The organism is Hylemonella sp. GW821-FHT12C09, assembly GCF_058807395.1.
Genome location: NZ_JBXAQQ010000012.1, coordinates 128,853 through 154,078, shown reverse-complemented (window position 1 = coordinate 154,078; position 25,226 = coordinate 128,853). Strand labels below are relative to the sequence as shown.

Annotated in this window: 22 protein-coding genes and 4 pseudogenes; 10 read left to right on the top strand and 16 right to left on the bottom strand. The window is 60.4% G+C overall.

Annotated elements, in window-relative coordinates:
- Positions 1 to 108: pseudogene (locus AC1RRP_RS17910) on the top strand (LysR substrate-binding domain-containing protein); the annotation flags it as partial.
- A gap of 132 nt (positions 109 to 240) precedes the next feature.
- Here the strand turns inward: AC1RRP_RS17910 and AC1RRP_RS17905 are convergent.
- From AC1RRP_RS17905 to AC1RRP_RS17870, 8 genes and pseudogenes are all read right to left on the bottom strand, one after another.
- A pseudogene (locus AC1RRP_RS17905) lies at positions 241 to 357 on the bottom strand (3,4-dihydroxy-2-butanone-4-phosphate synthase); the annotation flags it as partial.
- 52 nt (positions 358 to 409) lie between these two features.
- A complete protein-coding gene (locus AC1RRP_RS17900; protein WP_493038576.1) occupies positions 410 to 1,855 on the bottom strand; it encodes an NAD-dependent succinate-semialdehyde dehydrogenase in 1,446 nt (481 codons plus the stop codon).
- A gap of 361 nt (positions 1,856 to 2,216) precedes the next feature.
- Entirely contained in the window at positions 2,217 to 3,056 is an 840-nt protein-coding gene (locus tag AC1RRP_RS17895) for a carbohydrate ABC transporter permease (RefSeq protein WP_493038574.1), read from the bottom strand.
- Positions 3,053 to 3,940, bottom strand: coding sequence for a carbohydrate ABC transporter permease (locus AC1RRP_RS17890; RefSeq protein WP_493038572.1), 888 nt, complete (start codon positions 3,938 to 3,940; stop codon positions 3,053 to 3,055). The genes AC1RRP_RS17895 and AC1RRP_RS17890 overlap by 4 nt, the downstream gene beginning before the upstream one ends.
- A gap of 58 nt (positions 3,941 to 3,998) precedes the next feature.
- Positions 3,999 to 5,339, bottom strand: a complete 1,341-nt coding sequence (locus AC1RRP_RS17885; protein WP_493038570.1) for an ABC transporter substrate-binding protein — start codon at positions 5,337 to 5,339, stop codon at positions 3,999 to 4,001.
- Positions 5,340 to 5,401: 62 nt separating this feature from the next.
- On the bottom strand, positions 5,402 to 6,487 hold the full coding sequence (locus AC1RRP_RS17880) for an ABC transporter ATP-binding protein (protein ID WP_493038568.1): 1,086 nt from the start codon (positions 6,485 to 6,487) through the stop codon (positions 5,402 to 5,404).
- Positions 6,487 to 6,723, bottom strand: coding sequence for a hypothetical protein (locus tag AC1RRP_RS17875; protein ID WP_493038566.1), 237 nt, complete (start codon positions 6,721 to 6,723; stop codon positions 6,487 to 6,489). Before AC1RRP_RS17875 ends, AC1RRP_RS17880 begins: the two co-directional genes overlap by 1 nt.
- A 142-nt stretch (positions 6,724 to 6,865) precedes the next feature.
- The gene (locus tag AC1RRP_RS17870) at positions 6,866 to 8,503 is read right to left on the bottom strand and encodes a GMC family oxidoreductase (RefSeq protein ID WP_493038564.1); all 1,638 of its coding nucleotides are present in this window, start codon (positions 8,501 to 8,503) and stop codon (positions 6,866 to 6,868) included.
- Between the two features lie 86 nt (positions 8,504 to 8,589).
- On the opposite strand from AC1RRP_RS17870, the gene AC1RRP_RS17865 reads away from it, so the two are divergent.
- The 3 genes and pseudogenes from AC1RRP_RS17865 to AC1RRP_RS17855 form a co-directional block, all read left to right on the top strand.
- Positions 8,590 to 8,883: a hypothetical protein gene (locus AC1RRP_RS17865; protein ID WP_493038562.1), complete on the top strand. Its 294-nt coding sequence runs from the start codon at positions 8,590 to 8,592 to the stop codon at positions 8,881 to 8,883.
- A complete protein-coding gene (locus tag AC1RRP_RS17860; RefSeq protein WP_493038560.1) occupies positions 8,843 to 9,745 on the top strand; it encodes a LysR substrate-binding domain-containing protein in 903 nt (300 codons plus the stop codon). Before AC1RRP_RS17865 ends, AC1RRP_RS17860 begins: the two co-directional genes overlap by 41 nt.
- A gap of 59 nt (positions 9,746 to 9,804) precedes the next feature.
- Positions 9,805 to 10,320: pseudogene (locus tag AC1RRP_RS17855) on the top strand (transposase); the annotation flags it as partial.
- Between the two features lie 365 nt (positions 10,321 to 10,685).
- Here AC1RRP_RS17855 and AC1RRP_RS17850 read toward each other — a convergent pair.
- The gene (locus tag AC1RRP_RS17850) at positions 10,686 to 11,135 is read right to left on the bottom strand and encodes a MarR family winged helix-turn-helix transcriptional regulator (protein WP_493038558.1); all 450 of its coding nucleotides are present in this window, start codon (positions 11,133 to 11,135) and stop codon (positions 10,686 to 10,688) included.
- A gap of 418 nt (positions 11,136 to 11,553) precedes the next feature.
- Here AC1RRP_RS17850 and AC1RRP_RS17845 point away from each other — a divergent pair, with 418 nt between their 5' ends.
- The 5 genes from AC1RRP_RS17845 to AC1RRP_RS17825 all read left to right on the top strand — a co-directional run bounded on the left by AC1RRP_RS17845 (position 11,554) and on the right by AC1RRP_RS17825 (position 16,708).
- Complete coding sequence (locus AC1RRP_RS17845; RefSeq protein ID WP_493038556.1) at positions 11,554 to 12,708, top strand: cytochrome P450; 1,155 nt, start codon at positions 11,554 to 11,556, stop codon at positions 12,706 to 12,708.
- 35 nt (positions 12,709 to 12,743) lie between these two features.
- The gene (locus AC1RRP_RS17840; RefSeq protein ID WP_493038554.1) at positions 12,744 to 12,947 is read left to right on the top strand and encodes a ferredoxin; all 204 of its coding nucleotides are present in this window, start codon (positions 12,744 to 12,746) and stop codon (positions 12,945 to 12,947) included.
- Entirely contained in the window at positions 12,944 to 14,128 is a 1,185-nt protein-coding gene (locus tag AC1RRP_RS17835) for an NAD(P)/FAD-dependent oxidoreductase (protein WP_493038552.1), read from the top strand. Before AC1RRP_RS17840 ends, AC1RRP_RS17835 begins: the two co-directional genes overlap by 4 nt.
- Positions 14,129 to 14,229: 101 nt before the next feature.
- Complete coding sequence (locus tag AC1RRP_RS17830; RefSeq protein WP_493038550.1) at positions 14,230 to 15,207, top strand: Bug family tripartite tricarboxylate transporter substrate binding protein; 978 nt, start codon at positions 14,230 to 14,232, stop codon at positions 15,205 to 15,207.
- Positions 15,208 to 15,271: 64 nt separating this feature from the next.
- Positions 15,272 to 16,708 (top strand): NAD-dependent succinate-semialdehyde dehydrogenase, encoded by a 1,437-nt coding sequence (locus tag AC1RRP_RS17825; RefSeq protein WP_493038548.1) that lies wholly within the window; start codon positions 15,272 to 15,274, stop codon positions 16,706 to 16,708.
- 109 nt (positions 16,709 to 16,817) lie between these two features.
- Here the strand turns inward: AC1RRP_RS17825 and AC1RRP_RS17820 are convergent, their stop codons facing one another.
- From AC1RRP_RS17820 to AC1RRP_RS17810, 3 genes and pseudogenes are all read right to left on the bottom strand, one after another.
- Positions 16,818 to 17,120, bottom strand: coding sequence for a hypothetical protein (locus AC1RRP_RS17820; RefSeq protein ID WP_493038546.1), 303 nt, complete (start codon positions 17,118 to 17,120; stop codon positions 16,818 to 16,820).
- An 86-nt stretch (positions 17,121 to 17,206) separates the two neighbouring features.
- Positions 17,207 to 17,752, bottom strand: a pseudogene (locus AC1RRP_RS17815) (Mu transposase domain-containing protein); the annotation flags it as partial.
- A gap of 529 nt (positions 17,753 to 18,281) precedes the next feature.
- Positions 18,282 to 19,400 (bottom strand): tyrosine-type recombinase/integrase, encoded by a 1,119-nt coding sequence (locus tag AC1RRP_RS17810; RefSeq protein WP_493038598.1) that lies wholly within the window; start codon positions 19,398 to 19,400, stop codon positions 18,282 to 18,284.
- A gap of 202 nt (positions 19,401 to 19,602) precedes the next feature.
- Between AC1RRP_RS17810 and AC1RRP_RS17805 the strand changes: the two genes are divergently transcribed.
- Positions 19,603 to 20,631, top strand: a complete 1,029-nt coding sequence (locus AC1RRP_RS17805; protein WP_493038544.1) for a DNA-binding protein — start codon at positions 19,603 to 19,605, stop codon at positions 20,629 to 20,631.
- A gap of 273 nt (positions 20,632 to 20,904) precedes the next feature.
- Here AC1RRP_RS17805 and AC1RRP_RS17800 read toward each other — a convergent pair whose 3' ends face one another.
- From AC1RRP_RS17800 to AC1RRP_RS17785, 4 genes are read right to left on the bottom strand one after another with little or no spacing between them, the layout of a single operon-like run.
- Positions 20,905 to 21,300, bottom strand: a complete 396-nt coding sequence (locus AC1RRP_RS17800) for a phosphosulfolactate synthase (RefSeq protein WP_493038542.1) — start codon at positions 21,298 to 21,300, stop codon at positions 20,905 to 20,907.
- A gap of 10 nt (positions 21,301 to 21,310) precedes the next feature.
- Entirely contained in the window at positions 21,311 to 21,832 is a 522-nt protein-coding gene (locus AC1RRP_RS17795; RefSeq protein ID WP_493038540.1) for a chemotaxis protein CheW, read from the bottom strand.
- Positions 21,833 to 21,835: 3 nt separating this feature from the next.
- Positions 21,836 to 22,306 (bottom strand): hypothetical protein, encoded by a 471-nt coding sequence (locus tag AC1RRP_RS17790; protein WP_493038538.1) that lies wholly within the window; start codon positions 22,304 to 22,306, stop codon positions 21,836 to 21,838.
- Between the two features lie 22 nt (positions 22,307 to 22,328).
- The gene (locus AC1RRP_RS17785) at positions 22,329 to 25,193 is read right to left on the bottom strand and encodes a hybrid sensor histidine kinase/response regulator (protein ID WP_493038536.1); all 2,865 of its coding nucleotides are present in this window, start codon (positions 25,191 to 25,193) and stop codon (positions 22,329 to 22,331) included.
- Between the last annotated feature and the right edge of the window lie 33 nt (positions 25,194 to 25,226).

Genomic DNA, 25,226 nt, shown 5'->3' with positions numbered 1-25,226 from the left:
CCACTCGCCGGTCGGAAGCGAATCCGGTTGGTGGAGCTTCATCGGCAGCCTCTGGTATTGCTGCCAGAAGCTTTCGCGACCCGCGCCATGCTCGATGAGTGCTTTCGCCTGCACCGCCGGCAAAAGCAGCCAACGGTCATCCGCAATCTGTTTAAGGAAAAACATGTCAGATACGCCGCGTGATTCGTTACGCACTATTTATGGGCCGGCTCAGTAAGTTTCCTTAAGAATCGAACACTACACTAGGTCGTTCGCCGTTGCATTCACGGCGACCGCCGCCCGAACTGTCCTGGCTCGGTCGGCCGCGGAAATCCCGGTAGTAACGCCACAAACGGCTTCAATGGAAACCGTGAATGCTTATCGACTCCCGGAACTCATACCGGCTCGCTGCGATGAAGTCTCAGCCATCTCACACGGCCAGGATCGACACGGACTTGGTGGCCAAGTAGGCCTCCATCGCCTCGGGCCCGCCTTCGGAGCCGTAGCCGGAGTCCTTGATGCCGCCAAAGGGCATCTCCGGGGAGGTCACGGCAGGCTGGTTGATCCAGAGCATGCCGACTTCCATCTGCTGGGAAAGCAAGTGTGCATTCCTGATCGACTTCGTAAAGGCGTAGCCTGCCAGGCCGTAAGGTAAGCGATTGGCTTCGACGATGGCCTCTTCCAGGGTGTCGAATCCTCGGATCGCGACGATCGGGCCAAAGGGCTCATTGTTGAACACATCGGCCTCGATCGGAACGTCGGCCAGCACGGTCGGCGCGAAGAAGCACCCGTCCGAGCCCACACGTGCGCCGCCGGTCGCTACCCTGGCACCCGTGAGCTGCGCATTTTCGAGCAGCTTGTCCATCGCGGCGACCCGACGCGCATTGGCAAGCGGGCCAAGAGTGGTGCCTTCGGCCAAGCCGTCACCGAGCTGAAGGTTCTCAGCATGTTTCACCATCTGCGCCACGAACGCGTCCTTCAAGCTGTTGTGCACCAAAAAACGGGTAGGCGCGATGCAGATTTGCCCGGCATTGCGGAACTTGGCGGCGCCCGAGGCCTTCACGGCGAGTTCCACATCGGCGTCCTCGGCCACGATAACGGGCGCGTGGCCGCCCAGCTCCATGGTCGCACGCTTCATGTGCGCCCCGGCGAGGGCCGCTAGCTGCTTGCCGACCGGCGTGGATCCGGTAAAGGTCACCTTGCGGATGATTGGATGGGGGATCAGGTAAGAAGATATCTCGGCGGGGTCACCGAACACCAGGCCGACGGTACCAGCGGGCACTCCCGCATCGACGAAGGTCTGCAACAGCGCGGCGGGCGACGCCGGTGTTTCCTCTGGGGCCTTCACGAGGAAGGAGCAGCCGCTCGCCAGCGCTGCACCGAGCTTGCGCACAATCTGGTTGATCGGAAAATTCCAGGGCGTGAATGCGGCCACCGGCCCCAACGGCTCCTTGATCACCAACTGCTGGGCGGCCAGGTTGCGTGAAGGCACGATGCGACCATAGGTGCGGCGCCCCTCGTCGGCGAACCACTCGATGATGTCCGCGGCAGCCAGCACCTCGCTACGGGCCTCGAGGATAGGCTTGCCCTGCTCAATTGTCAGTAACCCGGCGATCTCACCGGCCCGCTCGCGCAGCAAGCCCGCAGCCTTGCGCATGATCAACGCGCGTTCGTTCGCCGGTATCCTCCGCCAAGCCTCAAAACCGCGCTGTGCCGCGGCCAGCGCGCGGTCCAGATCGGGAATGCCCGCGTGCGCAACCCTGCCGATCGTCTTGCCGGTCGCCGGGTTGATCACATCGATCGTTCTGCGGCTTGCCGCGTCAAGCCATTCATTGTCGATCAGCAGGCGGGTGTCGGTGTAGTTGTGGGGTTTCATGGAAATAATTCGATGTTCAAAAAAATAATGGGGAAAATCCGGTCAACGTCGCGTCGGACGCTAGATCACTTGCGCGCTGCGCAGCTCCGCGATCCGAGTAGTGACCACACCCAGTTCCGCGAGCACTTCGTCGGTGTGCTGCCCCAGCGCCGTCGATATAGAGAGCTAGTTGCGGATACATAATTGCTTACAATAGAAAGGTCATTTGAGCCGGGTGCTCACGTTTGGTGGTGAAGCTGCCAGGCAGGGCGTTACTGCAGGTCAGGTGAGGATTTTGACGCGGGTCGAGGGCTGATCAAAGGCGCGATACTGCAGCTCATGTGGTTGAAATTCCTATCCGTTCAAGCCAAAGTCCATCTCATCACCCCTTCATGGCACCGGCTGCGAGGCCTTGGATGAAGTAGCGGCTGAGAAACGTGAACAACACCAGCAGGGGTAGCGCAATCAACGTGGCGCCGGCCATCAGCTCACCCCAGCGCGCGTCGAAGGTGCCAAGGATCGACGCCAGGCCGACCGGCAAGGTCTTCTGGCTATCACTGCTGACCAGGACGAACGCGAAGATGTAGTCTGTCCAAGAGAGAAGGAAGGCAAAAATCGCCACGGTGACAATACCTGGCAGAGACAAAGGCAGAACCACCCGAAAAAACGCGCCAGCGCGGGTGCAGCCGTCGACCATCGCAGCCTCTTCAAGGTCGAGTGGCATCACCTTGAAGAAACCCCACAACAACCACACGCCGAGCGGGATGGTCAGCGTGCAGTGCGCAGCAATTACCGACCACAGACTGTCGGCCAGTCCCAGGCCGGCAAAAATCGACAGCAAAGGAATGGCGAGCAGCATTGGCGGGAACATATAAGCGTAGAGCATGCTGCCGACGATGATCGTCTTGCCCGGAATACGGTACCGGGTGACCACATAGGCTATCACCACCGACACCAGCAAGGTAATGACCACAACGGCGCCAGCCACCATCACGCTGTTCAGAAACTGCAGCGGGTAGTCGGTCAACTCCAGCAAAGTCCAGTAAGCCTTGAAACCAGTGTCGAAGCTGGTTGGGATCAGCGTCGGCGGCGCGAACAGGTCGCGCTCAGGGCGTAGGCTGGAGACAATCATCCAGTAAATGGGGAAAAACGACCACAGACACATCAGTGCCACGCCGCCCAGCAGGGTAACGCGAGCAGTCAGCGAACGGCGCAAGCTCATGATTTTTCTTCCTTCTCTTCAAGCGGAAAGTAGTGAAAATAAACGGCGATCAACACGGTAAGTACCAAGAATGACAATGTCGCCACCGTAGCGCCACCGCCCACATCGAACTGGCTGAAGGCACGCCGGTAAGCCAACACCGGTAAATGTTCCGTGGCTGACAGGGGCCCTCCCTTGGTGAGCAGCCACACCACGTCGAATTTGTTGAACATCCAGATGCTGCGCAGTAGCACGGTGACGGTCAGCATCGGCGCCAGCATCGGGATGGTGATGTGCCAAAAACGCATCCAGGCGCTGGCCCCGTCGACCCGCGCCGCTTCGTACAGCGACTTCGGCACCGTCTGCATCGCGGCAAGAAAACACACGGTCACAAAGGGTGTCCAGGTCCATACGCTGACCACGATCAGGATCAGCATGGCAGAGGTCGGGTTCTCGAACCATGCAGGTCGGCCCAGCCCTATGTGCTCGGCCCAAACGGTGAATAGGCCGAGCCCGCCGTCGAGCAGCCACTGGAAGATGACCGTCACCACGACAGTTGGAAGCAGGTAGGGCAGCACCGTGATGCCACGCACCACCGGTCGACCGGGGAATGGCTGATCGAGCAGCAGTGCAAAGAGCACGCCCAGCACCACCTGTGCGGCGATGGTCGTGATGGCGAACAGCAGGCCGATGCCAAAGGCATGCCAGAAGGTCGGGTCCGACAGAATGCGCGTGTAATTGGCCAGACCGACCCAGGTTTGCGCTGAAATGAACGACTCGGCCTGGTACAGGCTGAGCCGAACCGCGTCCAGCACCGGCACGAGGATCAATAACAACGTCGTGCTGACGCCCGCGACGAAGGCCAACAGCAGCGCGCGGTCGCTGAAGGTTCTGATTCTTTTCATGAGTGCAGACTCGGTAGGCATGCCAGCGCTGGGCTGGCATGCGGAACTAAAAGCGGTCTTACAAGACCGCGCGGTACTTCTTCGCCATGATGTCCACTGCTTCGGCGGCAGGCATGTCTTTGAGCAAACGGTTCTGGATCGCTTCGCTGATCGCAAAAGTCTCGAACATCTTGCCGGGCCGCAAGTCGATCCTTGGACCTTCAGTATCGATGGATCGAATGATTACGTCCTTACTCGAGAGGATGCCCCGCATGAACTCGACCAGTTCGGCGTGTTTTTCGATCAGCGGATGAGCACGCCAGCGCGCGTCTTCGTACACATCGAGCCGCGGCGGCTGGAAATGCAGCGGCGCCGAGTGCAGGAAGTTGATGTAGTGGCGCTCGGTAAACCACTCCATGAACTTGTAGGCCTCGTCGCGCATCGGTGTGTTTAGCAGAACCCATCCATCGGCTGCATGGTTGACTGCCTGCGCCTTGCCCGCGCTGTCCGGGTACATGAAAAAACCGGTCTTGCCTGCCAAGTCGGGCGCGCGATCCTCCAGAACCTCCATCAGGCGACCGGCGTATGGGGCATGCGCGATTTGCCCGCCGGAATACTGGGCAAGCACGGTGCCAAACAGCGCTTGCGTCATGCCGGGCGGCATTGAGGGCTGCAGCTTCTTCATGAAATCGAGGTAGCGGATCATGCGGGGTTTCATATCGGCGTTGTCGATCAACAGCTTGAAGTTATCGTCGAGCATCTTCAAACCATCGGCCCACAGGTAGCCGATCGACATCCACTGCGTGGCCGAATTCGCGCCCAGTGGATGGCCCACACCGAACTTCCCGCCTTCGGTGAGCGCCTTGCAGTTCTCGGCCATTTGCTCAAAGGTGGTTGGCACCTTCAGCCCTTTTTGCTGGTACAGGTCTTTACGGTAGTACATCCAGCAGAAGTTGTAATCGTACGGGTACCAGTAGTGCTCGCCCTTGACTGGGAACAGAATGCGCGGCCCCCACTTGGATTTTTCGATTAGCTTGGTCATCGGTACCAGCTTGCCGGCCTCAGCCAGTATCAGCATGTGGCCGGCAAAAGCCAGTGTTCCGATGTCGTAGGGAGTTCCGCTGGAGAGCGACGCCTGTAACTTGCTGTAGGCGTCGTCGGGCGGCACGGTGTCGACCACTACCTTGACACCGGTCTGTTTCTCGTACTCGGCTGCTGCCACACGCAAGGCCCGCACCGATTCCCGACCCGGTTCGGCGTTCAGAAAGCGAATGGTCTTGGTCTGGGCATGCACGGCCGGGGCACCGAGCGCCATCAGCGCCGCGCCGGTGGCGGCCGTCGTGATCACGCGCCGCCGCGAAAATGTGTCCGTGGTTGCGCTGGGGGGAATCAACGCCTTGCTGCTGTCTTGCTCTGCCATGTCTGTCTCCAGTTGGTTATGTAATTCTCGGCTTCCTCATTCGAGGGCTCTGAGGGGGATGCTCATTGCGGCGGCGACAGCAAGCTGCTGCCGTCTTCCGCGTCGAACAGGTGCATTTTTTGCGGCATCAAGGCGAGCCGGCATGGCATGCCGTGCGAGAAGCGGTCTTCGCGACCGGACAACACCCGCAGGCTGCCACCGTGACCGGTGTCGCACACCAGCAATGTCTGCGCACCCAGCTGCTCGACCAGGCCCACAGTGGCGGCAATCTGTCCGGCATCGCTGAGCGATACATGCTCGGGGCGTACACCCAGAACCGCCCGGCCTGTGGCGGGTCGCGTCAGGCGCTGGGCCGGCAAGGCCACTTCCATTCCTGCGCCACGGAAGCATGCGCCATTGACACTGGTCGTCAGCTCACCCTCGAGAAAGTTCATCTCCGGCGCACCGATGAAGCCGGCCACAAAGCGGTTGGCCGGGTGGTCGTACACCTGCAACGGCGTGCCTACCTGCTGCACCCTGCCCTGGTTCATCACCACGATGCGATCACCCAGCGTCATGGCTTCGACCTGATCGTGGGTGACGTAGATCATGCTCGTGCCGATACGTTTGTGCAGTTCACCGATCTCTTCGCGCATGCGCACGCGCAGCTTGGCATCGAGGTTGGACAGCGGCTCGTCGAGGAGGAAGGCATCCGGCCGCCGCACTAGCGCGCGGCCTAGCGAGACGCGTTGCATCTGCCCGCCCGATAGCTGACCCGGCTTGCGTGTCAGCAGGTGTTCAATGCCCAGAATGTCGGCCGCCCACTTCACTTGCCGCTCGATTTCCGCCGGTTCGGTCTTGCGCATGCGCAGACCAAAGGCGAGGTTGTCGTAGACCGACTTGTGCGGGTACAGCGCGTAGTTCTGGAACACCATGGCGATGTTGCGGTCCTTGGGCTCCAGGTCCGTCACGTCACGCTCGCCGATGCGGATGCTGCCGCTGCTGGTATCTTCCAGACCGGCCACCATGCGCAGTGTGGTCGACTTGCCGCAGCCCGAAGGCCCGACGAGCACGATGAACTCGCCGTGCTCAACCGTCAGCGAGAACTCGGCCACCACGGTCAAAGGACCAAACGCCTTGCGCACTTTGTCGAGAATGATCTGTGCCATCAAAGGCCTCCTTTTGCCGCTGTAACGGGCATCACCGGCAACCTGGACAAGGCATGATTCACCACCGCCAGCCCGCGCTGCGCCTGCTTGTAGAGCGCGAACAGTTCGGTATAGAAAGCCGCCCGCTGCGGATCAGGTTGGGCAGTTTCGAGCACCTCGGTGCAGGCTGTTGCGGCGCTGTACTCATCGCTGAAAACACCCACACCCACACGATACGGTTCGATCAGCTCAGTCATGATTTCATCCTTATGATTGCTTGAGACGATGGTGTTGCAATACGCGGATTACCGCGGCCTGCAGTGATGTATCTGGCGCAACGCGGGTGCACCAGTTCATCGATGAAATAGGTCACTCAGCGGTTTTGAGATGTTCGGACCGTCAAGCTGACTGCTTTTTGGTAGCGGCACCTGACTGCCTCGTCTCGTTGCTTCCCGCAATTAGTTCGGCGGCTTTTTCGGCCATGGCCATGATCGGCAGATTGGTATTTCCGCTGATTACGGTCGGCATGATCGAACCATCGATGACTCTGAGGTTGTCTATCCCCCTGACCCGCAACTGACCATCGACAACAGCGTTGCTGTCTTCGCCCATGCGGCAGGTGCCGACAGGATGGTAGATCGTTTCGGCGCGCTCCCGAATCCATTTTTTGCGGGAGTCGACACTGGTAAACGCATCGATATCGATCTTTCGTTTCACGAATTTTCTCAGACCAGGTTGATCGATAATCTCGCAAAGCTGTTTGACGCCTTCCTGCATGCTGACGAAATCCGACTCGTCAGAGAGAAAACGGGGATCGATAGCGGGAGTGTCAGATGGGTCTGCCGATCGCAGTCGCAATGTTCCACGGCTCTTGGGCCGAAGCTGGCAAACGCGAATCGCGAAACCATGAGCGATGCGTTCGTTGGGCGGCGGATTTCGGAGTGCGACGATGAGATGAGCTTGCCACTCCGGCAGCGACGAATTTTTATCGGGCCCCCAGAAGGCGCCGGCTTCGACGCCTTGCGACGTTGCGGGACCCGTGCCCCGAAGAATGTATTGCGCCCCCGCGAGGCCGCCCTTGATCAGGCCGAGATACGGCGTCAGCGTAACGGGCTGAGAGGCTTCCAAGCGAATCGCACAGTCCAGATGGTCCTGCAGGTTGTCTCCGACGCCAGCGGAATCGAGGACAGGCTTGATGCCAAGCGATTGCAGGTGATCCGCGGGCCCGATCCCCGACAGCATCAGCAGTTGCGGTGAGCCGATGGCTCCGGATGTCAGCAGTACCTCGCGCTCTGCCGAGATGGTTATCTCGCATCCTCCTTTCTCGATGACCACGCCGCGCGCGCGCGTTCCCTCCATCGCGATCCGGCGAACTCTGCAGTTGGTCATGAGGGTGAGATTGCTTCGTCCCTTCGCGCGATCGAGATACTTGAAGGCTCCGGATCGCTTTCCTTCCGCAATGGTGAGTTCGTAGAAGCCGGTGCCAACCTGGGACGGGCCGTTGAAGCCATTGTTCTCCGGCAAGCCGGCCGAGACCGCGCTTTCAATGAACGCCTTTGAAATTGGATGTTGGAGAGTGCCGTAGGACAGCCGAATAGGACCAGAATATCCTCTGTCCTGATCGCGCTCCCGTGTCACCAGGGTGGCATCCTCGATCTTTCGGAGGTAAGGGCGCAGGTTTTCGTAGCTCCATGACGGCAGGCCCTGGGCGGCCCACGAGTCGTAGTCCCAGGCGTTGCCTCGAATCGCAATCATCGAGTTGATGGAGGACGATCCACCCACAACCCGACCACGAGGGATGTAGATCTTTCGATTGTTGAGATGGGCCTGGGGCTCGGTCCAGAACTGCCAGTTGTATTTCGGACTTGTGTAGAGCACGCGAATGCCGGCCGGCATGTGAACGAAGATGGATGCGGATGGAGCTCCGGCCTCGATCAGCAGGACATTGACGTTTGGATTCTCGCTTAGTCGCGACGCCAGCACGCATCCCGCCGATCCCGCGCCGACGACGATGTAGTCATATCCGGATAGTTTCATTTCGAATCCCCCTTGGGAACGCCCGCGGCTGCCAGCGTGGCTGGTATGGCAAGAAGCGAGTAGCCCGCCGAGGAAGATACTTTCCGATGCGGGTGACCCATGTTCAAAGTCTCAAGGTGGTCAGCCCTCGGGCAACATCGAATCGCGCCGTTTCCCAGTTTCAGGCTCTGGTCCCAATCCCGATCGGCTTGCATTGTGAGTCTCCTGGTTTTGTAGCGAATTACATTGCAACGTCTGCAGATGTAGGCGTATTTGACGGCGAATCAACAAAAGATAACAATGATTATTTTCAACAAAAATCATCGATACCATCGATAGATTTGGCATCAGGAGAAAAGAGTGGAACTCAGGCACTTGCGCTATTTCGTGTCTTTGGCTGAATGCCTGAATTTCACCCGCGCCGCAGAACGGGTGCACATCACACAATCCACCCTGTCTCACCAGATTCGCCAACTCGAAGAGGAGATAGGGGAGCTATTGTTTGAGCGGGTGGGCAAACGTGTCTTGATCACGGAACGAGGAGAATTGTTTCTCAGCTACGCCGCTAAAGCGCTGAAGGAAGTCGATCAGGGCATGGCCGCATTGAAAGAGTCTGCCCAGGGCCTTACAGGCAAATTGCGCATCGGCTCCACACATACGTTCAACCAAGGATTCATTCCCGAATGCATCGCCACCCTGTTGGTACGGCACCCCACCGTGAAAGTGGCCGCGAGTGAGTTTACTGCTGACGACATAGGAGAAAGGCTGGCTTCAGGGGTGCTCGATCTGGGGATTTCCTATCGGCCCCGCACCGTGGGCGACCTTTGGTTCGAGCCCCTGTACAACGAGCAGATGGTCTTAGTCGTTTCGCCCCAGCATCCACTCGCCGGTCGGAAGCGAATCCGGTTGGTGGAGCTTCATCGGCAGCCTCTGGTATTGCTGCCAGAAGCTTTCGCAACCCGTGCCATGCTCGATGAGTGCTTTCGTGCATGTGATGCCGAGCCTCTCGTGGTTGTGGAAATGAATACGCTCGCCCCCATGCTGGCACTGGTGGAAAGAACGCAGATCGGCGCCATCGTTTCCGAAAATGCGATACGGGAGCGCTCCACGCTGCGCGCAGTCCCACTGGAGAGCCCAACGCCCATGCGTACCCCAGGGATCCTCTGGAAGCGCGATGTAGACAAGACGGCGCCGATGCGCGCGTTCGCGTCCATCGTCCGCGCGATTGCACTCAGCAGCAGATTGCGCCGGCCGTCGGACTAGGAGTCTGCGCGGCAGAAGCCTGAAGTCATCGTTTTGTGAGGTCTGGGCGTTACAGCTGGATGCCTGCCAGCTACCTACCCTACCTGCCGGACCAAGACATGCTGCTGCCGCACTCGATGCGCGAGTGGCTGCCCGAAGGGCACTTGGCGTATTTCATCAACGACACAGTGGCCAGTCTGGACCTGCAGGCGTTCCACGCGAGGTATTTGGCAGGCGGCTCACGTAACCAGCCCTTTCACCCCGCCATGATGGTCAAAGTGCTGATCTATGGCTACGCCAGAGGCGTGTTCAGTTCACGTAAGCTTGCCCGCAAGCTGCACGAAGACGTGGCGTTTCGCCTGCTCGGGGCAGGCAACTTCCCGGCGCACCGCACGCTGAGCGACTTTCGGGCGTTTCACCTCAAGGAGCTCAGCGATCTGTTCGTGCAAGTCGTTCGACTGGCGCGCGAGATGGGGCTGCTCAAGCTGGGCACCATCGCGGTGGACGGCACCAAGATCAAAGCCAACGCGAGCCGCCACAAGGCCATGAGCTACGACCGAATGCTCAAGGCCGAGGCCGAACTCAAGGCGCAGATAGCTGGACAGGGTATTGGGTCCTGACCCCGTTGGCCTTCAATTTGGCCACTCCCAACTGAAAGTTCAAAAGTGACAGATTGAAGGGAAACCGACACCTGGCGCCGGCACCCGTTGCCGTTGATCGACTATGAGCACGCGCCGAGTCGATCATAGCGGGGTCGGATCGGATGAGCGCAGCAGCTTGATTTGAGCTCGATAGGTCGAGCTGCTACGCGCGGTTGCGAACGGCTCGCGCAGTTCCTATTTGATCCAGTGGTGCAAACCAAGGTCATCGGCAGACATTTGATACTTGTCGATCTGAATTCGCGACGAACTGATCGAGCAGTCCGTGGGTCCTCGCTCAATCTTTGCACCAGAGCCAACCGTCACACCTGAGTGTCGCTCCAAGGCTCCTGCCTAAACATCTTGTCGAGAATCGATACCAACTTGTGCAGCAGGTTTAGCTCGTCGCTGTCCAGCGTCGCCATGCGTTGTACCAACAATTCGGTGCGTTGTTTCGCGAGCTTGCGCGCCACCGCCGCCCCTTTCGGCGTAATGTGTATCAGGTTGTTGTAGCTGCCGGAAGGGCCCGCGCGCGACACCAACCCAGCAATCTCCATGCGTCCGACGATCTGCGTCATTGTCGGCAACTTGACCCCCTCGTTGCGCGCTAGATCGCTGACGCGCATGGCTCCGCCGATCAACAACGCACTAAGGACTGCGCTCTGGGCGACGGTCACGGGCGCGGATTTCATTTCACGTCGCATGGCGACGCCAATGCGCATCAGCCGGGGTCGCAGTTCATCTGCGATCACCTGGCGTCTGTTGGGCTTCACGGTTTCATTCAAGGTAGACCAGCATGGCTGCAGTGGGATTCGAAGATTCGGATGGGCAAGCCATTTGTAATGGCCAGCGCAACATATGTCGCAGAGCACCGTCTGGCGCGCTCGCGTACGGAGGGAAATTCTGCCCGACCACCTCCACACAGCGACCAAAGCTTGGTGCAACGCTTGAAAACGAGTATACCGGCGAGTTCCTCGCGGAATTGGCGAGGCCAATCCCGTATGCGGGTTTGCCCTCATTGTATAAATTAGTTAGCCTACCTAATATACGAACCATATTTCGTGAAGGAGACTAGAAATGCATGTCAATAGCGCTTCCCATCCCGCGTCTGGTGGCTGCCCTCATTTGGCGAACCGTGCCGCCCAACTCCGGGACACGTTGCCGAGTTTTCCGCCGCCCCGAATAGATCCGATGGACCCGCCGCCGGTCTACGCAGAAATGCGCAATGCGAAGATACTTGGAAAGGCCCGGTTGTGGGACGGCAAGGATGCATGGCTTATCACGCGCTATGACGACGTGCGCGCGGTACTGAGCGATCCGCGCTTCAGCTCCAACATCACGCTGTCCGGCTATCCCACGGTCAGCGCGGCTATGAAAGTGGCGCGTGGCAACAACCGTACCTTCATCACCATGGATCCACCAGACCACACGGAGCAGCGCAGGATGCTAACGGGGGAGTTCTCCGTCAAGCGCGTCGAAGCCTTCCGTCCCAGGATCAAGGAGATCGTCTATCACCTGATCGATAAGATCCAGGCGTGCGAGCAACCCGTCGACTTGGTCGAGGCGCTCACGTTGGCGACGCCTGCGCTCGCTATCTGCGAATTGCTCGGCGTTCCCTATGAGGATCATGACTTCTTCCAGGCCCAGGCGATGATCCTCACGTCCAGCACGGCCACGGTCGAGCAGGCGCAGGCCGCGAATGAGGCGCTGTGCGAAAAATACCTGACGCAGTTGGTGCGCCGAAAAATGAAGGAACCGACGGACGACCTCCTCAGTCGTCTCGTGGTCAACCATGTCAAGAAGGGGAATTTGACCGAGGTTCAGGTGGTGTCCCTGGCGCGTCTTCTTCTAATTGCGGGCCATGAGACCACGGCTAACACGACCGCCATGGGTGTGCTGTTGCTGTTGCAGCGTCCGGCGGTGTGGGAAGAATTGCACCAGAACACCGCGCTCGTGCCGCAGGCGATCGAGGAGATGCTGCGCTTTGTGGACGTGACGCAATCTGGGAAGCGGCGTGTTGCGTTGGAGGACGTGGTCATTGGCGACCAGCTCATCTGTGCGGGCGACGCCGTCGTCGTACTGAGTGTGGCGGCCAATCGCGATGAATCGGCCTTCCAGGCGCCTGAGGATTTCAATATCCACCGCGAGGCACGACATCAGGTTTCCTTCGGCTACGGCATTCACCAGTGCATCGGACAGCCCCTAGCCAGGATGGAGATGCACGTCGTCTTCGAAGCACTGTTGCAGCGCATGCCCAAGTTGCGTCTGGCCGTTCCATTCGAGGCGCTCGAATTTAAACCGGACACGCTTATGTACGGCGTCAAGGCGCTTCCAGTAACTTGGTAGTCAAGGCCATCAAGAAAATTAAGGAGCACAACCCCATGAAGATCACTATCTATCCCGAAAAATGCTGCGGCTCCGGTCAATGCGTGATGAACGCACCGGCGGTGTTCGACCAGCGCGACGAAGACGGCATCGTAGTGCTGCTCAACGAAACCCCTCCGGTCGAACAGCACGTTAATGTGAGGCGATCGGCGCAGATCTGTCCTGCACTCGCGATCCGGATCGAGGAGGATCGCCAGTGAAAGCACCGGAGCGCATCGTGGTCGTGGGCGCGTCAGCCGCAGGGGCCAGTGCCGCGCATGCGCTGCGCGCTGCGGGCTATGGCGGTGCGCTCGCGCTGGTCGGAGAAGAAAGCGATCTGCCCTACGATCGCCCGCCACTTTCAAAGCAAGCGCTCTTGGGTCCATGGCAGCCGGAGAAGTTGCAGCTCATCAATGCAGCCGGATACAGCGAGATGGCGATCGACCTCGTTCTGGGGAGCCGCGCGGTCCAACTCGACCTCGACCAGCGCACGGTACGCCTTAGCGATGGAGAGCGCCTGGCGTTCGACGGCTTGATCATTGCGACCGGTTCGTCGCCCAGAATGCTGCCGTCGCTTTCTGCAGCTGTCAATGTCCACAGCCTCAGAACCACCGGCGATGCGATGAAGCTGCGCCAAGTGTTCGAGAAGAAGAACGCGCGGCTGGCGGTGATCGGTGCCGGCTTTGTAGGCACCGAGCTCGCCGCTACGGCGCGCATGGCTGGCCTGTCGGTCACGCTCATCGACTCGGCAGCCAACCCGCTCGAAGCCCGGCTCGGACCCACCGTCGGAAAGTTGCTGACACAACTGCACCGCGCCCAGGGGGTAGATCTGCGCATGGGGGTCAGTATGGAGGGGGCCGTCGGATCTTTGCCGGGGCAGCGCATCGAGGCACTTCGATTGAGCGATGGCTCGATGGTCGAGTGCGATGCCGTGGTCGTTGCCATCGGCGCTGCACCTAACATAGACTGGCTCAAGAACAGCGGCCTGCAATTGGGTAACGGCGTCGAATGCGACTCGTTTTGTCGCGTCGCCGAAGGAATCTACGCGGCTGGCGATGTTGCCGAATGGCTTCATCCGGGCTACGGCAGGCGCTTGCGCATCGAGCACCGCACAAATGCTGCCGAACAGGCGGTCGCCGCAGCGAAAAACATGCTCGGGGCGAACACGCCTTATGCGCCCATGCCATTTTTCTGGTCGGACCAGTACGAGGCCAAGCTCCAGATGCATGGAGTCGTCTCGCATACGAACGACGTTCGGGTGCTTCACGGAACGCTGGACGACGCGCGTTTCGCTCTTGGTTTCTACGCGCATGAAAGTCTGACAGGGGTTTTGAGTTGGGGTGCCCCGAAGCAGGCACGCCAGTGGATTCCGGTGTTGAGAAGCCATTGGAAGAGTTTTTAGCAAAGCGGCACACTGTAAATGAAGTCGATGCGGGCTTTGACGATGATGCGAATCGACTTGAGCAGAGGTGCCTTTAATAATGAACGTCAAAGGAGACAAAGATGAATGCGATAAGGTTTGTTCGATTGTTTTTTTGTGCCGCTCTGTCGGCGGTAGCGCTTGTTAATTCGGCTTGGTCACAGCCGAGAGTCTTTCCGCATGGTCCCGTAAAGCTGCTGGTTGGATTCGGGCCGGGTGGAGGTACCGATATCACGGCCCGGCTCATTGCCGATGACCTCAGTAAAATGTGGGGGCAGCCGGTCGTGATCGAGAACAAGCCGGGTGCTAACGGTGCCATCGCAAGCACGCAGGTCGCGCGCGCAGTGCCCGACGGTCTCACCCTGCTGGTGATGCCTCCCACCACCATGATGATTGATGCCGCGTGGCGGCCGAACGTTGCCATCGATCCGGCGAAGGAACTGACGATGATCGCGGGTCTTGCATCCACGCCTCTTGTGTTCACGGTCAACAGCAACTCACCGATGAACAACGTGCGCGATTTCGTCGCGACGGCGAAACAGACGACGAGTGGATTGAACTACGGGTGGGGCAATCCAGGTATGCGAGTTGTGGCGCAATTGTTCAGCGAGGTGGCGCAGGTCAAGATGTTCCCGGTCGGCTACAAGTCAGCGGGACAGAGCGTTCCAGCATTGATTGCCGGCGATGTTCAGATGCTGCTGATCGATCCGGGCCCGGTTGCCGGCCTTATCAAGGCCGGCAAGGTCAAGGCGCTGGCGGTCACCACGCCCACCCGCTCGCCGATGCTGCCGGATGTACCGACGCTGCGTGAACAAGGGATAGATCTCGACTGGACAGGGTTCATCGCGCTCTATGGCCCCGCACACCTTCCTGCCAACGTCCGCACGAAGATCCAGGCCGACGTGGCGACCGTTCTCAAGCGCGCCACAATCCAGAGCCGTTTGTTTGCGGCCGGCATGGACGCCAGCACGATGACCCCGAAAGAATTGGATGTCTGGCTTGACAATGTGCGCAAGCGCATCCATGGCGTGATGTCGACGCCGGGCTTCTCGTTGGACTGACACCGCTCATCCTTTTTGCTTCTACAACGCTCTGGCCAGTATCCCTGTCGACTACAAAATTAGCATGAAATACACAAACTTGGGTCTCTATATCGACGGCGAGTGGCTGGGCACCAGCTCCGGCGGCATACAGCCAGTGAGCAACCCCGCTGACGATTTGACGTTGGGCGAGTTGCCGCTGGCGGGTGTGGCGGAGCTTGATCGTGCCCTTGATGCGGCGAGTCGAGGTTTTGCACTTTGGAGGCGCACATCGGCCCACGACCGCTATACGCTCCTGCGTAAAGTGGCGCTTTTGGTTCGAGAACGTCATCAGCGCATGGCCGAACTGATAACTCTAGATCAGGGCAAGCCGCTGGCTGAGTCGTTGATGGAGGTTAAAGCCGCAGCGGACCACATCGAATGGTATGCCGAGGAAGGTCGGCGTGCATATGGCCGCGTGATCGCACCGCGGGGCCCTTCCGTTCGCGCCAGCGTTATCCGTGAGCCGGTAGGCCCGGTTGCGGCATTCACGCCGTGGAACTTTCCGATTAACCAGGCCGTGAGAAAGATTGCAGGTGCGCTTGCGGCAGGATGCTCCATTGTGATCAAGGGGCCGGAGGATACGCCGGGTTCCGTGGTCGAGCTGGTGCGTTGTTTTGCTGACGCCGGGTTACCGGATGGCGTTTTGAACCTGGTATTTGGACGGCCCGCAGAGGTTTCGGCGCATCTCATTCCATCACCTGTCATCCGAAAGATTTCGTTTACCGGTTCTGTGCCGGTAGGCAAGGCACTCGCTGCCCTGGCGGGTACCCATATGAAGCGTGCCACGATGGAACTGGGCGGCCACGCACCGTTTATCGTCTTCGCCGATGCCGATCTTCAGTCTGCAGCCACAATTGCTGTGGCCCTAAAGCACCGCAATGCCGGCCAAGTGTGTGCTGCACCGTCACGGTTTTACCTGCACGAAAGCATCCATGATGAATTCGTGAAAGCTTTTGTCGAAAAGTCGCGGGCGCTCAAACTTGGCTCCGGCACGCAGAAAGCGACGCAGATGGGTCCGCTCACGATGTTCAAACGGGTCGAAGCCATGCAGCGTCTGACTGAGGACGCGTGCGCTCACGGCGCCAAGGTCGTGACTGGTGGTGAGCGCCTTGGTGATTCGGGCTGCTTTTTCCAGCCCACCACGCTGACAGATGTGTCCGAAAAGGCTTTGGTCTCCTTTGAAGAGCCCTTCGGCCCGATCGCTCCTATGTATCGGTTCAGGGGGTTTGACGAGGTGGTCGCCCGCGCGAACGCGCTTCCGTTCGGGCTTTCAGCGTTCGTTTTTACAAAGTCGCTGAAGACCTCCATCGACGTTTCCAATGAGCTTGAAAGTGGCATGATTTCTATCAATCATTATGGCTTAGCTTTGCCAGAGACACCTTTTGGCGGCATCAAGGACAGCGGTTACGGAAGCGAAGGCGGCACTGAAGGGCTCGACGCTTATCTGTCGACCAAGTTCGTTTCTGAGCTGGGCGTCTGACCACCCCAATATGCCCCGCCCCGACCTAGAGCGTGTTAACCTGAAGTTCCTCCCCCAAAAGAGCGATTTTCCCCTCTCAAACAGCCGCAATTGAGGTTCCGCGTTCTGTCTACATTTTTATTTGACTGATCAGGTCGAGAGCGCGTTTTTGCTTTGCCGTGGGCGTAGTGGTGATCTGGAAAGTAGGTGCGTCCTTAGCGCCGTTGGGTGTGCGGCAGCTATTGCGCGTGATGGTTGAGAGGTCCTGCATCAAGGAGTGCAAACTGTGTGCTGGAGTGCCGTCGTCCAGCATGAGGCTTGCCACCTTCTTCATCGCCGCATCCGAGCGCTGGGCCGGGGCCACCGGGTCGCGCGTAAGCTTGGCCTGCTGATCGCAATCGGCAAACATCAACTCGCGCCAAGCCTCGCGCATGTGCCACTCCACGTAATAGGCCAACATGCAAAGAAAGATGTGCGCACGCACCCGACCCTCCAGGTGGTGATGAATCGGTCGCACTTTCAAGTCGACCGTCTTGAGCGAACGAAACGCGCGCTCCACCTGGGCCAGGCATTGGCTGTGGGCTCAATGCGCAGCTTCAAAGGCAGATGTACGAGCTCAGCGGCCATGGCTTCGCCCAGGTTGGCTGCTGGCGTATTACTTTTCAGGCGCGCCAACACGTTCAAGACATGCTCACCACTGGGCTTGCCAGACTCCAGCGCCAACTCGGCGGCGACCAGCACCGCATCAAGTCCGTGCACCGGTACGGCAGCCAGAACTTGCGCCATGACCGTATCACCGCCAGATTTGCGCACAAGAATAGCTTGCAGTTGCTTGAACGCCGCAGGCATGGTCTCAAACGGTGCGCCGTTGCGCAGCCCGCCGGGTTTGCGTTCGAGCAGGCTGATGTAGTGCTGCCAGTCGTAGAAGGTTTGGCTGCGATCAAAGCAGCGCGGGTGCGCTGCCACCCGCACGCCATCGGCCACGGCGGCAATATGGTCATGGTAGATCCGCAGGCTGACGACACTGTTGGCGTGCTCAGTGGGAACCCTGTACCCGTTTGCCTGCAAATCTCTTTGATCGACTGTTTGTCCCGAAAGTACAAACGCCTTATCTTGGCTAATGTTCCCACTTTGATCACTCCTGTCTCCTGTGCATAACTTGGCATGCACAGACTTTCTAACAGGGGTCAAATTTCAATGAAAATATCTGGCCTTAAGGGGTCAATTCTGAGTGGAATTCAACACCAGATCAACGCCAACTCGTGTAATCTCACTCATGGCACTTCCCCTTTCAAAGGTTTTAGATTGACTCCGAAAAACCAATCTTGGCACTTGATGCCGTTACCGGAAAGTGGGGAGTCCCTTCGTATTTGATTTGATCGAAGTTTTCGACCTCAAGCGCACCGATTTGCACAAAAAGTACGATTCCCCCTGATCGAGCGCTGCAAGCCGCGCAAACCCGGGCGACCGCAGGGCCAACGGGCAACGCTGCAAGACCGTAAGTCAGGAGCGGCATTCGCCGCAAGGATTGCTTAAAACCTAAGCAAAATCACGTTCTCGGCTCTTCGCGGCGCGCATCGTAGCCACGACGGCCTCAGGAGGGCTGGCCCGTCGTCGCCGCGTGCCGTCGATCGTCCTCGGCGTGCAGGTAGATGGCGGTCGTCTCCAATGACGCGTGCCGCAGGTTCTTCTGGATGAAACGCAGATCCGTTCCCGCATCGGCCTGGTGGGTGGCCGCCGTATGTCGTAGCCAATGCGTGGAAGCACGCCGCAACGTGGCGGCACCTGCTGGATCGTCGGCCTGCCGCGCATCGGCTGCGGGGACGAAGATGTCCTTGACGATCAAGTAGACCGCCGTCGATGTGAGGCAGCGACCGTTGCCACCGGCTATTGCCATGATCAACGGCGTGCGCTCGTCGGGTCGAGGCAGCGCCGCCAGACCATGGAAGGCGCGATAGCGCCCCAGGTCGGCCATCCAGGCATCGCTGACCGGCACATCCCCTGGCACGCCACCCTTGCCAATGACCTGGAGCCACCATTTGCCGCGCCGCTGCGCCAGATCGCAGGCGCGCGCCTGCGCCGCCTCGGCCGCGCGCAACCCCGCGCCGTGCAGTAGCCGCAGAACCCAGCGCGCACGCTCGCGGTGCTGCTCCTCACGCCCAGTGTCACGCGGCATGCCTTCGACGAAGTCAAGCACAAATTGCCACAACGCCTGGTCGAGATAGCGCTCGACGGCGGCCCGTCGCAGGTAGCCCACGGTGTGGCCTGTGCGGCCGCGCCGCAAGGCCAGCGGATTGCCTGCCAGATAGCCCGCGGCGACCAGGTAGTTGAACAGTCCCGACAGGATTCCCAAGGCGTGGCGCACGCTGCGCGCCGACAGTGGCCCGTCGAACAGCCGCCGGCCGCCACCGCGCCGGGGCAGCCTCGGATCGATCCAGTCCTCGCTGGGTTGGGCCAGGAAGGCTTCGTAGGCCAGCAGGTCCTCGCGCGTCAGGCTCGACAGTGGCTTACCTTGGCCACGGGTGGCCCAGACGAGCAGCCGTTCAACTTCTTTGCGATAACTGCGCAGCGTGTGCGGCGAGTTGGCGTATTCCGCGAGCCAGGCACGCACGGCTTCAAGATCCGTATCCGCCGAGAGCTGGCATACGCCGCCCCGGGCCCGGTTGCTGCCCTGACGGCCGTCGAGCGTGCCGACAGCCCTCGGATCCGCCATGCCGGTGGTCGCTACGGCTTCGATCAGGTCACAGGAGGCTGGCATCGGATCAGGCATGTTTTGAGAGGCGGTTGCGCAAGGGTACAGACTTTTTTCTTTTGATAAGAAGCATTATCGTAAATTTATGGATTGAAAGATTACATATATAACGTAATACATGGATATACACTTCATTCAATATTGAATTTGAAGGAGACCCCTGATGACTCGGACCAGTGATACCCGTTTGCGCACGCGCGAGGCCGCTTCAAAAATCGTTGCCGGCGGACGGCCCGCGCATGCGATCACGGTCGACCTGATCTATGCGGAAATTCGCCAGGGCAGCCGCACCACGATCAATGACGAGCTCAAGCTCTGGAAAGACGAGCAGGCCAAGGTGGATGCGCTCAGCGCCGCGCTGCCGCCGGCGGTGGCCAACGCCATGCTGGCCACCTGGGCGATAGCCGTGGAGCACGGCGAACAGGCCTTTGACGGCCGTCGCGCCGAGGTCGAAGGCGAGTTGGCGCAGGCGGTGAGCCGGGCTGAAGCCGCCGAGGCAACCCAGGCCAGCCTGCAGGCAGAGCTGGCAACACTCAAGGCTCAACTCGACGACGCGCGTGGGGAAGCCCTGGCAGCGCGCGAAGAAACCCGTGGCGAACGGGAGGCGAAGGCGTCGGCGCTGGAGAAGCTGGATGCTCTGGCGCTGCGCTTGGCGTCCGACGCCGATGAGGCCGTACGCCGGCTGGATGGGCTGCGCGACTCGTACGAGCAGCGGTTGCAGCAGCAGCGCGAGGCGCACGCAGCCGCGGAGGCGTCGTTTCGCGAGGAATTGGCGCGCGCCACGGAACGGCTTGAAGGGGTGCAAAGGCATGTGATGCAGCAGGTCAGCGAGGCGCGTGTGGCGCAAAAGCGCGCGGAGGATCAACTGGCCAAGGCCGTGCAGCGCGGCGAGCGCTTGGGTACCGAGCTCGAAGCGTTGCGCGCCCAGGCGGCAACGCTGGCCATGCAGTTGCAGCGTGCTACACAGGATCACCAAGCCGCGGCCACGCAGGCGGTCCAGGCGCAGGCCGAACGCGACGAGCTCAAGGTGCAGTTGGCCAATACGGCGGGTCGGCTGGAAGGCACACAACAGCAGGTGCGTGAGTGGGAGGCGCGGGCGGCGGCGTTGGCCAGCGTTCCAGCTCGGACCGGGAAGGCCCGTCGAGCATCGGGAGACGCGACGAAGCCGCCGGAGGAGCAGTCCTTGCTGTAGTTTTTGGGGCCGTTTACTGCGATCCGCGCTTCCACTGGGAAAAATTCATATGGATCAAATACTCCATTCAAGATTGCCGCCTGTGACACCCGTCCTGTCACTTCCCCAGCAAGGGGGTGCGCTGCTCGTTTTACCTTTTCGAGGGGTTGGGCAGAAATAGCCACTTTGGCAGTGACAGGGAAGGCCCGGCCAAATTCGTCCGGCGCATAACAACTTGAACTTTTGCTACTTTTTGGCTTAAGTATCATTTTTACCCGTATCCCGGCATACCCCCTAGAACTCCTCGGCGAAATCGGCGATGTGCTTGCCCTTTTCCTCGCTCGAAAGCGGCAAGGTGCCGTTGGAGATCTCGACGATCTGGCAGTTGTAATGCTTGAGGAAGCGGTAAAACGCGTCCAGCTTCTTCTGGGCCAAGGCCTTTTCGAACAGGGTGCCACCGAAATAGAACATCACGTCGTTGTCGGCCAAGCACTGGATCTTCTTTTCCAGCTCGCTGGTGACCATGGCCGTGCACCAGCCGAACTTGACGACATCGATCAAGGCTGCATCGCTTTCCACCACATCCGTGAAGTACCGGGTCGGGACGCCGTTGTCGATCAGGGCTGTGAGGCCCAAGTCCCGGGGCTTGGAGATGCGTTTGGGGGTATCCAGAAAGTTTTGCGACAGCATACGACCTCTTTCAAGGAATGGCGGGGGAAACCGGACTCGTGAAAATGCGTGAAGGTTCAAGCACGGGAATCGCCCTTCCCTGCTGCAGAAAACAAGAGATGGCGATGCCGGCCCAACGCGCTTGGTCACCCGGCAGCGGACACTGGTCGCTGTCGAGCACCTCGACCATGCGAACGAGGGAGGGGGCACAAAACGCCCCGTAGTCGATGGCGAAACCGGGCGCGACCTGATAGGCCACGATGAGCACATGACTGAACGGGGGAGCGGCCGGTGCATCGACGCCTCCCAGGTAGGCCTGGAGGTCGATCAGTGGCAGTTGCCTGCCCTGCCAGGCCACCAGGCCCCTGCAGAAGTGCGCCATGCCCGGCACCGGCACAAGCCGGGGCGACTCGACCAGCTCGACGCCCGCATGGACCGGCAGCGCGATGAACGAATCCGCAGCGTATTCCAGCACACAGGCCAAGGCCGGGGTTTCACACCCTGCATCACCGGCGAGCGCGTCGTCAACCAGAACAGGCAGTTGCAACTCCATGGCTCAGTCCGCATGCCGCAGCGTTTCGGGGAGCATGCGCTCGGCCGTCGTGCAAAAAGCAAGCTCCTTGTCGATCTCGACGTAGGCGTCGATCAACGCCCCCTTGCCTTGCATGACGACAGGCATGGCATGAAAATCAAGCTCCGTATCGATCAGGACGCGGACTTCGGTCCAGGCCAGTGCGGTGCCGTGACGGGCGCCCGTGAAACGGGTCAGAAGGAAGCGATCCGGTGGAAACGTGCACAGCAAATCCATCTGCGCGGACAGCGCCAACACCCCCCGCTCCCCGCCCGGCTCATCCCCCAGCACAAAAACGCCCGGCTCGGCAGTCGCCACAGGTGTCTGATCGATGTATGCGGTCGACGACACGTCGCGCTGAGGGATCAACAGGCGCAGCGAATCGGCGCGCAACAGCACGAAGTCGCCGCGCATCTTCATGGTCCGGGACTGGCCTGTGCGGCTCGGATCACTCATGTGTTGCGGCTCCCCGGTTCCTTCATGCCACCAGTGCCTCGCGTATGGTCTGCAGAAGTTCACCCTCGTTGTAGGGCTTGGTGATGTAGTTGCTGACGCCAGCCTGTTCGGCCAAGCGACGGTGCTTGTCCTGGGAGCGCGAGGTGATCATGATCACGGGCACCGTCTTGAGATCGGTGCGGTTGCGGATATGGGTGGTGAGCTCGATGCCGTTCATATTGGGCATCTCCAGGTCGGTCAGCACGATGTCCGCATTGAAGGACCCCAGGGTGTCAATGGCATCGATGCCGTCGCGCGCTGACTGCACCCGAAAGCCCGCATCCTGGACCAATTGCATCAGGGAGGTGCGGACTGACAAGGCATCGTCGACGATCAACACGCCCGGCGAGTCTTTCTGCGCCGCCGCCGCGGTACCGGACGAGCGCAGGCTTTTCACCTGACGCAGGACGCTTTCGCTGGCAAGCAGCTGGCTCGTGTCCAGATTCACGGCCACGCTGCCATCCCCCAGGATCGACAGTCCGGCCACGCCGCGGATGTGGCGCGCAAACCGCCCCGGGTTCTTTACCAGCAACTCGCGCGAATCGACGAGACGATCAACGCCCAGTACATGCGTCCTGTTGTCCGCCCGGATGATGACGGCATCGTAATCATCCAGCGACTTCTCGTTGTCCACGGCCAGCCCGGTCAGCTCGGCCAGCAGACGACCGCCCAGTATCCGCTTGCCGTGGTGGTAGACCAGCTTGTCGCCCGTGCGTTCGAACCGCCCGACGCCCCTCGGGACGGCCTGTTCGATATGCAGAGAAGGCAGTGCAAAGCGCTGGCCGTCGACTTCCACCACCAGCGACTGCATGGTCGACAGCGAGGCGGCGAAACGCAGTTCGAAGGTGCAGCCCTGCCCTTCCCGCGTGCTGATGCGGATGGTGCCATTCATGGCGCTGATCCAGTCCCGCACCACGTCCAGGCCCACGCCGCGCCCCGACACTTCATTCACGGCATCACGCGTCGAAAAGCCGGGCAGCAGGATGAGGCGCGCCAACTCCTCGTCCGTCAATACCTGGTCCGGGTTGATGAGGCCCCTTTCCATGCCGCGCCGGCGGATGGCGGCCAGGTCCAGCCCGCGGCCATCGTCGCTGCACTGGAGTACCACCTGCTGGCCCTGGCGCGAATACGCCAGTTCGATGCGACCCACAGGTGTCTTGCCGGCAGCCCTGCGCTCCTCAGGCGATTCGATTCCGTGATCGACCGCATTGCGCAACAGATGCAGCAGTGGCTCCGCCAGGCGATTGAGCATGTCGCCGTCGATCAGCGCCTCGCTGCCCTTGATGCCCAGCACCGCCTGTTTGCCGGTGGCCTGGCAGGTCGCACGCACATTGCGCTGCAGACGCGGCTCCAGTATGCCGGCCGGACTCATCCGTGTGCGGATGACCAGATGCTGCAAGTCCTTGGACAGGCGCTGCTGCAGCGACTGCACCCCTGTCAACTGGGAAATATCCTCTTCGAGCCGGAAAGCGAGCGTGCGGGCATCGGCGGACTCCTCCATCAGCGCGTGGGTCGTGCTGTGCAGTTCGCTGTACTGGTCCATTTCCAGCGGATCGAAAGCCTCTTCGTTATCACGGCGCGTACGGGCACGCATCATGGTCAGGGCTCGCACGTCGACCAGGGTCTCCAGTTCGAACAGGCGCTTCTGCACCCGCAGGTTCTGGTCGATCAGATCGCGGGCGTGCTCGGTCAGGCGCTTGATACGGGCCTCCAGCGCGGCGCTGTTGACCGAGACTTCGCCCGAGACGCGGAACAGTTCGTCAACCTGCTGGACGCTGACACGCAGCGCGGTGGCGTTGCGCGCCGCAGACGAGGCGCCTTCCTGCGCTTGTCCGACCGCCTGCAGGGATGGCGGCGTGCTGCTGCGGGACGCGACCTGTGACGGCGCCGTACTGGCCAGCACGACGGAGGTGGAGCGCGACAAGGGCTGGTCGATGGCTTCGCCGCGGTCGATGCGATTGGCCAGGTCCAGGACTCTTTGCAGCACCTCCTGAGCCTGTTGAGGGTAATCGTCCGTGCCGGTGACATAACCGACCATCTGCTCGAGGCAGTAGGCGGCATCCAGCAGGGTGTCCGCGGCCGGCTTGGCCACGACCCCGCCTTGGCCTTCGAAGTGATCCAGGATGTCCTCGAAATGGTGTCCTAGCGACGCCAGGCCGCGCAGGCCGATGATGGCGCCGGAACCCTTGAGGGTGTGGGCCATGCGCCGCGCGGCAACCAGATCCGAACTGTCGCCCTGCCCCTGTGCCATATTGCGCGACAGGTCCACCAGGTAGCGCGCCTGGTCAGGCGCTTCGTGGAAAAAGCCTTCCAGCAGCCTGGCATCCACGTCAGCAGGAATCTGCAGCGCGACGTCCTCCGGCGTGGCCAGCACCGCGCGCGACGGCTGGCCGTCTGCGCCCGGTTGTTGCACCTGCAGCGGCATGGCGCCCAGCATGTGCATGATCTTCAGAGCCTGTTCCTCATCCAGCCCATAGGGCGCATGAACCAGGTGGTCGACCAGGCCTGCAGCCGTGGTCGGATCGGAGATGTTGCGCAGGTAATAGATGATCAGCGGCGGCCACGCGCGCAGAAACCTGATCAGGTCCCCGCGTTCATGGTTCTGCAGCGCCGGCAGCGCCAGCGTGTTCTCGAGCACATGGTTGCAGACCGCCTGCAGACCGGGAAAACCCGCCATTTCGGCGGCCTCCCCCATCCGCTGCGCCAGGCTGCTGTATTCATCCAGCGCCACCAGAAAGGCCTGGTCGGCGGCATCCAGAGATGCCAGTTCGTCCAGGTCGCGGTCGAGCTGCGGCTGGGCGAGTTCGATCTCGGCGGCCAGGGCATCGATCAGGTCGTTCAGCTTCACGGGCGTAGCCTCCTCGGGTATGCAATACCGACG

What these genes read in the sequence shown, in the direction of transcription:
- AC1RRP_RS17900 (WP_493038576.1), bottom strand. Translation starts at nt 1,855, where the DNA reads ATGAAACCCCACAACTACACCGACACCCGCCTGCTGATCGACAATGAA.
- AC1RRP_RS17895 (WP_493038574.1), bottom strand. Translation starts at nt 3,056, where the DNA reads ATGAGCTTGCGCCGTTCGCTGACTGCTCGCGTTACCCTGCTGGGCGGC.
- AC1RRP_RS17890 (WP_493038572.1), bottom strand. Translation starts at nt 3,940, where the DNA reads ATGAAAAGAATCAGAACCTTCAGCGACCGCGCGCTGCTGTTGGCCTTC.
- AC1RRP_RS17885 (WP_493038570.1), bottom strand. Translation starts at nt 5,339, where the DNA reads ATGGCAGAGCAAGACAGCAGCAAGGCGTTGATTCCCCCCAGCGCAACC.
- AC1RRP_RS17880 (WP_493038568.1), bottom strand. Translation starts at nt 6,487, where the DNA reads ATGGCACAGATCATTCTCGACAAAGTGCGCAAGGCGTTTGGTCCTTTG.
- AC1RRP_RS17875 (WP_493038566.1), bottom strand. Translation starts at nt 6,723, where the DNA reads ATGACTGAGCTGATCGAACCGTATCGTGTGGGTGTGGGTGTTTTCAGC.
- AC1RRP_RS17870 (WP_493038564.1), bottom strand. Translation starts at nt 8,503, where the DNA reads ATGAAACTATCCGGATATGACTACATCGTCGTCGGCGCGGGATCGGCG.
- AC1RRP_RS17865 (WP_493038562.1), top strand. Translation starts at nt 8,590, where the DNA reads ATGCGGGTGACCCATGTTCAAAGTCTCAAGGTGGTCAGCCCTCGGGCA.
- AC1RRP_RS17845 (WP_493038556.1), top strand. Translation starts at nt 11,554, where the DNA reads ATGGACCCGCCGCCGGTCTACGCAGAAATGCGCAATGCGAAGATACTT.
- AC1RRP_RS17840 (WP_493038554.1), top strand. Translation starts at nt 12,744, where the DNA reads ATGAAGATCACTATCTATCCCGAAAAATGCTGCGGCTCCGGTCAATGC.
- AC1RRP_RS17830 (WP_493038550.1), top strand. Translation starts at nt 14,230, where the DNA reads ATGAATGCGATAAGGTTTGTTCGATTGTTTTTTTGTGCCGCTCTGTCG.
- AC1RRP_RS17825 (WP_493038548.1), top strand. Translation starts at nt 15,272, where the DNA reads ATGAAATACACAAACTTGGGTCTCTATATCGACGGCGAGTGGCTGGGC.
- AC1RRP_RS17820 (WP_493038546.1), bottom strand. Translation starts at nt 17,120, where the DNA reads ATGCGCGAGGCTTGGCGCGAGTTGATGTTTGCCGATTGCGATCAGCAG.
- AC1RRP_RS17810 (WP_493038598.1), bottom strand. Translation starts at nt 19,400, where the DNA reads ATGGCGGATCCGAGGGCTGTCGGCACGCTCGACGGCCGTCAGGGCAGC.
- AC1RRP_RS17805 (WP_493038544.1), top strand. Translation starts at nt 19,603, where the DNA reads ATGACTCGGACCAGTGATACCCGTTTGCGCACGCGCGAGGCCGCTTCA.
- AC1RRP_RS17800 (WP_493038542.1), bottom strand. Translation starts at nt 21,300, where the DNA reads ATGCTGTCGCAAAACTTTCTGGATACCCCCAAACGCATCTCCAAGCCC.
- AC1RRP_RS17795 (WP_493038540.1), bottom strand. Translation starts at nt 21,832, where the DNA reads ATGGAGTTGCAACTGCCTGTTCTGGTTGACGACGCGCTCGCCGGTGAT.
- AC1RRP_RS17790 (WP_493038538.1), bottom strand. Translation starts at nt 22,306, where the DNA reads ATGAGTGATCCGAGCCGCACAGGCCAGTCCCGGACCATGAAGATGCGC.